The 5,362-nt window shown below is 71.2% G+C and carries 3 protein-coding genes; 1 reads left to right on the top strand and 2 read right to left on the bottom strand.

Going from position 1 to position 5,362, the window contains the following annotated elements; genetic code table 11:
- Positions 1–505: 505 nt before the first annotated feature.
- Complete coding sequence (locus tag ACLFOB_RS14140; protein ID WP_410926495.1) at positions 506–2,548, bottom strand: ASKHA domain-containing protein; 2,043 nt, start codon at positions 2,546–2,548, stop codon at positions 506–508.
- A gap of 229 nt (positions 2,549–2,777) precedes the next feature.
- The gene (speB, locus tag ACLFOB_RS14135) at positions 2,778–3,737 is read right to left on the bottom strand and encodes an agmatinase (protein ID WP_410917481.1); all 960 of its coding nucleotides are present in this window, start codon (positions 3,735–3,737) and stop codon (positions 2,778–2,780) included.
- 204 nt (positions 3,738–3,941) lie between these two features.
- Here speB and guaB point away from each other — a divergent pair.
- The coding region (guaB, locus tag ACLFOB_RS14130) for an IMP dehydrogenase (RefSeq protein WP_410926494.1) at positions 3,942–5,362 on the top strand (1,421 nt) is incomplete at its 3' end.

Genomic DNA, 5,362 nt, shown 5'->3' with positions numbered 1-5,362 from the left:
CTCCGGGCCGGAGCTGATCGAGCCGGTCGAGGCGTGATCCGGCCGCGCGCGATCGGTTCGGCGGCGATGCCGAAGGCATCGAACAGATCGGGCGTCGGCGGGTGAAAGGTCGAGGCCCGCAGCCGATCGGGAGTTTTCCGGTCCTGCATCGCGGACCCGCACGGGCAGGCCGACCCGCGTCAGGCGTCAGGCCAGCGCAAGGCCCTCGGGCCCTGCGCCCATGCCGAGGATCGGTTCCGCACCAAGGCCGCGCAGCGGTCGACTCCCTGTTTCGAGCGCGGCACGCCGGCCGCTGCTGGCCGGGTTTTCAAATCTGCATGGATATCCCAGTAGAGCGGCCTTTCTCTCTGCCGTTCTGCGGGTGGGAGAGCGCGTCGCAGGGCGTGGACGCGGACGGCCGCGGTCGCTGCACCGTCCCGGAGGGCGCGGTCGGAGCCAAGGGGTGCGTGCAGGCATCCGGTCGGTCGGGCCAGGCCGTGCGCCGCCGGGGCAGCGGACTGCGCCGTCAGGCCGTGCGGCGCCTGCGACGGCGAGGCTTGTCGGTTTCGCCGCCGGTGTTGAAGCCGACCTCGGGCAGGCGCGCGTGCATTGCCAGTTCGGGGAAGGGATCGCTCGCGTGCGGGATCGCGTTGGCGGCGACGAAGTGTTCCTGGAAGCGCGGCTCGATGGCCGTCTCGACCTTGGTGATCTCGTGCACGCGGCGCTCGATCTCGGCCCGCGCGCGGCGGTTCAGGAGCGCGATGCGCGCGCCGGTGCCCGCGGCGTTCCCGGCGCTGGTGACCTTCTCGAGCGGCACGTCCGGGATCATGCCCAGCACCATGGCATGCAGCGGCGAGATATGCGCGCCGAAGGCGCCGGCCAGCACCACGCGATCCACCCGGTCCACGCCGCGCTGGTCCATCAGCAGCCGCGCGCCGGCGTAGAGCGCGGACTTTGCCAGCTGGATGGCGCGGATGTCGCCCTGCGTGACCATGATGCGCGGCCCGCCCGCGGCGGTGGCGTCGTGCAGCAGGTAGGCATGGGTGCGCCCCTCGGGCACGCAGCGCGCGCTGCCGGTCTGCGCGGCGGAGCCGATCAGGCCGGAGGCGTCCATCAGCCCGGCCATGCGCAGTTCCGCCACCGCCTCGATGATGCCGGAGCCGCAGATGCCGGTGACGCCACCCGCGCCCACGGCTTCGGCGAAGCCCGGTTCGTCGGACCACAGATCGCAGCCGATGACGCGGAAACGCGGCTCTTTCGTTTCGGGGTCGATGCGCACCGCCTCGATCGCGCCGGGGGCGGCGCGCTGGCCCGCGCTGATCTGCGCGCCCTCGAAGGCCGGGCCGGTGGGCGAGGAGCAGGCCAGCACGCGGCTGCGGTCGCCCAGCAGGATCTCCGCGTTGGTGCCCACGTCCACGATCAGTGCCAGATCCTCGGAATTCCACGGCTCTTCCGACAGGGCCACGGCAGCGGCATCGGCGCCCACATGCCCCGCGATGCAGGGCAGGACGTAGGCGCGGGCGCGGGGGCTGATGGACGCAAGACCCAGGTCGCGCGCCTCGAGCTCGAGGCTGTCGGAGGTGGCCAGCGCGAAGGGCGCCTGTCCCAGTTCCACCGGATCGATGCCCAGCAGAAGGTGGTGCATCACCGGGTTGCAGACGAAGACCGTCTCGACGATCAGGCCCGGCTCGATGCCGGCCTCGGCGGCGATCTCCGCGGCCAGCAGGTCGATTGCCTGACGCACCGCGGCGGTCATCTCGGCGTCGCCGCCGGGGTTCATCATGGCGTAGCTCACCCGGCTCATCAGATCCTCGCCGAAGCGGATCTGCGGGTTCATGATCCCGGAAGAGGCGCGCACCTCGCCGGTGTCGAGGTCGGTCAGATGCGCCGCGATGGTGGTGGAGCCGAGGTCGATGGCAAGGCCGTAGAGCCCGCCCTCGTGCAGCCCGGGCCAGATGTCGAGCACGCGGGGCGTGCCGCCGCGGTGCGAGGAATGCACCGCGACCGTCACCTGCCAGTTGCCCTTGCGCAGCGCGGGCTGAAGCCGGCCCAGCAGCGTGAGATCGCAGGTGACGGCGGGGATGCCCCACTGGTCCTTCAGCGCCGCGGCGAGGCGCTCGAAATCGCCCGAGGGCTCGTGCATGTCGGGCTCGGCCACCTCGACGAGATGCAGGCGCGTGGCCGGGTCCATCTCGATCGCGCGGACGGCGGCGGACTTGCGCACCACCTGCCGGTGCACCTGGCTTTCGGGGGGCACGTCGATCACCACGTCGCGCAGGATCCGCGCCTGGCAGCCGAGGCGCCGGCCGGGCTTCAGGCCGCGCTTCTTGTCATAGCGCGCCTCGACGGCGTTCCATTCCGACAGCGCGTCCTCGGCCACCGTGACGCCGTGCTTGGGAAAGGCGCCGTAGGCCGGTGCAACCTGGCACTTGGAGCAGATGCCGCGCCCGCCGCAGACCGAATCGAGATCGACGCCAAGCCTGCGCGCGGCGGTCAGCACCGGCGTGCCGGCCGGGAAGCGGCCGCGCTTGCCCGATGGTGTGAAGACGACGAGCGGATCCTGGGTCATGCCTGAAGCGGTCCTGGCTGGGGGGCGCGTTGCGTCGGACCATAGCGCCTTGCGGCGCCCGCGAACGCCCGGCCGCGGCACCGCAGGGTCCGCAAGCGTCATGTGGCCCGCGCCGGGCAAGGCTTTTGAAAAAAGCCTTGAACGCGCTTCAAAGCGCGTTCCGCCGGCGCCGGGCGTTCCGCGTCGATCCGGGCGCCGCGCAAGGCATTTCCAAATGCCTTGCGCAGCGTCAGGCCGCGCCGCGGGCGTGAAAGACAAAGCCCAGAAGGTTGAACAGCAGCTGCGCGGCCAGCGTCGCCGTGATCCCGCCCGTGTCGTGGTCCGGCGCCACCTCGACGAGGTCGAGGCCCACCACCTCGTGCCGCCGGGCCACCTGCTGCAGGATCTCGAGGCCCTCGTAGTAGAGAAAGCCGCCGTGACTTGGCGTGCCGGTGCCCGGCGCGATCGAGGGGCAGAAGCCGTCGATGTCGATGGTCACATAGAGCCGTGCGCCCTCGGGGATGCGCGCGGCGACGCCCTCCGGCCCCAGCGCGCGCGCCTGCCGGACCGACAGGATGTCGGAGCCCATGCGCCGCGCCGCCTCGAAGCCGTCGCGCGCGGTCGAGCCCACGCCGCGGATGCCCACCTGCGTCAGGCCGGTGACGTGATCCTCTTCCGCCGCGCGGCGCATCGGGTTGCCGTGGCCGTGGCGCACGCCGTGCCGCTCGTCCACGAAGTCGAGATGCGCGTCGATCTGCAGGACGTGGATCGGCCCGCGGCCCCGGAGGGCGCGAATGCAGGGGATGGTCACCGAATGGTCGCCGCCGATCACCGCCGGCAGCGCGCCCGCATCCAGGATCGCGCGCACGCCGGTCTCGATGTTTGCGTGGCTCGCCTCGGTATCGGTGTGCACGATGTCGGCGTCGCCCGCGTCGACGATCCGCACCGAGGGCGGCAGGTAGAGCGCGTCGTCCTCGTGGTCGTAGAGCCCGGCGTGGCTATAGCTGAAGAGAGTCGAGGCCTCGCGCACCGCCCGGGGACCGAAGCGTGCGCCGGCGCGATACTGCGTGCCCGCATCGAAGGGGGCGCCCAGCACGGCGACCTCTGCGTCGATCGCGCTCCAGTCGGTGACGATCGGGCGCTTTCCGAAGCTCGCGATGCCGGTGAAGGGCAGGTCGAGCCGCCCCGTGTCGTGGCCGTGTTCCGCCATGCGTGTCCCTCCTGTTGCAGGTGCCAGACTGCCCGCACGCAGGTGCGGCGTCCAGCCGGGTCCCCGCGGGCACCGGCACAGGAATCCCCACCTATATCCGGAACATGGAAAGCGGATCCATGGGCTGCGACGATCCGGGGCTTTCCATCCCCCCGCAGACGTGCAACAGGGACGCGCCAAACGATCACCCGCGGGAGCGATGCGATGGAGATTCGGGAGGCACTGACCTTCGACGACGTGCTGCTTGTCCCCGGCGCCTCGGAGGTGCTGCCCAGCCAGGCCGACACGCGCACGCATGTGACCCGGGCCATCGCGCTCAACATCCCGCTGCTCAGTTCAGCGATGGACACCGTGACCGAAAGCGACATGGCGATCACCATGGCGCAGGCGGGCGGCATGGGGGTGATCCACCGCAACCTCGACGTCGAGACGCAGGCGCGCGAGGTGCGCCGCGTGAAGCGCTTCGAAAGCGGGATCGTCTACAACCCGATCACCCTGCGCCCCGACCAGACGCTGGGCGATGCCAGGGCGCTGATGGAACGCTACCGCATCACGGGCTTTCCGGTGGTGGACGAGCGCGGCCATGTCGTGGGCATCGTCACCAACCGCGACATGCGCTTCGCCAGCGACGACAACACGCCGGTGCGGGTGATGATGACTGCCGAGAACCTGGCCATGCTGACCGAGCCCGCCGACCGCGGCGAGGCGATCAGCCTGATGAAGGCGCGGCGGATCGAGAAGCTGCTGGTCGTGGACGGCACCGGCAAGCTGACCGGCCTGCTCACGCTGAAGGACACCGAACAGGCGGTGCTCAATCCCACCGCCTGCAAGGACGGGCTGGGGCGTCTGCGCTGCGCCGCCGCGACCACGGTGGGCGATGCGGGCTTCGAGCGGTCGGAGGCGCTGATCGACGCAGGCTGCGACCTGATCGTGATCGACACCGCGCATGGACATGCGGCGGCGGTGGCCGAGGCGGTGCGCCGGGTCAAGCGGCTGTCGAACGAGGCGCAGGTGGTCGCGGGCAACGTGGCCACCGCCGAGGCCACGCGCGCGCTGATCGATGCGGGCGCGGATGCGGTCAAGGTGGGGATCGGGCCGGGCTCGATCTGCACCACGCGTGTGGTGGCGGGCGTGGGGATGCCGCAGCTGACCGCGATCCTCGACTGCACGGCGGCAGCCGGCGACGTGCCGGTGATCGCGGACGGCGGCATCAAGTTCTCCGGCGATCTGGCCAAGGCGGTCGCTGCAGGCGCCTCCTGCGCGATGGTGGGCTCGATGCTTGCAGGGACCGACGAAAGCCCGGGCGAGGTGATCCTCTACCAGGGGCGGTCGTTCAAGTCCTACCGCGGCATGGGCTCGCTGGGCGCTATGGCGCGCGGCTCGGCCGACCGCTACTTCCAGAAGGACGCGGCCTCGGACAAGCTGGTGCCCGAAGGCGTGGAGGGGCAGGTGCCCTACAAGGGCCCGGCGGGCACCGTGATCCACCAGCTCGTGGGCGGCCTGCGGGCCGCGATGGGCTACACCGGCAAGCGCTCGATCGAAGAGATGCGCGGCGGCTGCCGATTCGTGCGGATCTCGGGTGCGGGACTCAGGGAAGGGCACGTCCACGACGTGCAGATCACCCG

The organism is Rhodosalinus sp., from assembly GCF_046542825.1.
Classification (GTDB): Bacteria; Pseudomonadota; Alphaproteobacteria; order Rhodobacterales; family Rhodobacteraceae; genus Rhodosalinus.
The sequence above is the reverse complement of the archived record's forward strand: the minus strand, read 5'-3'. Positions and strand labels throughout refer to the sequence as shown.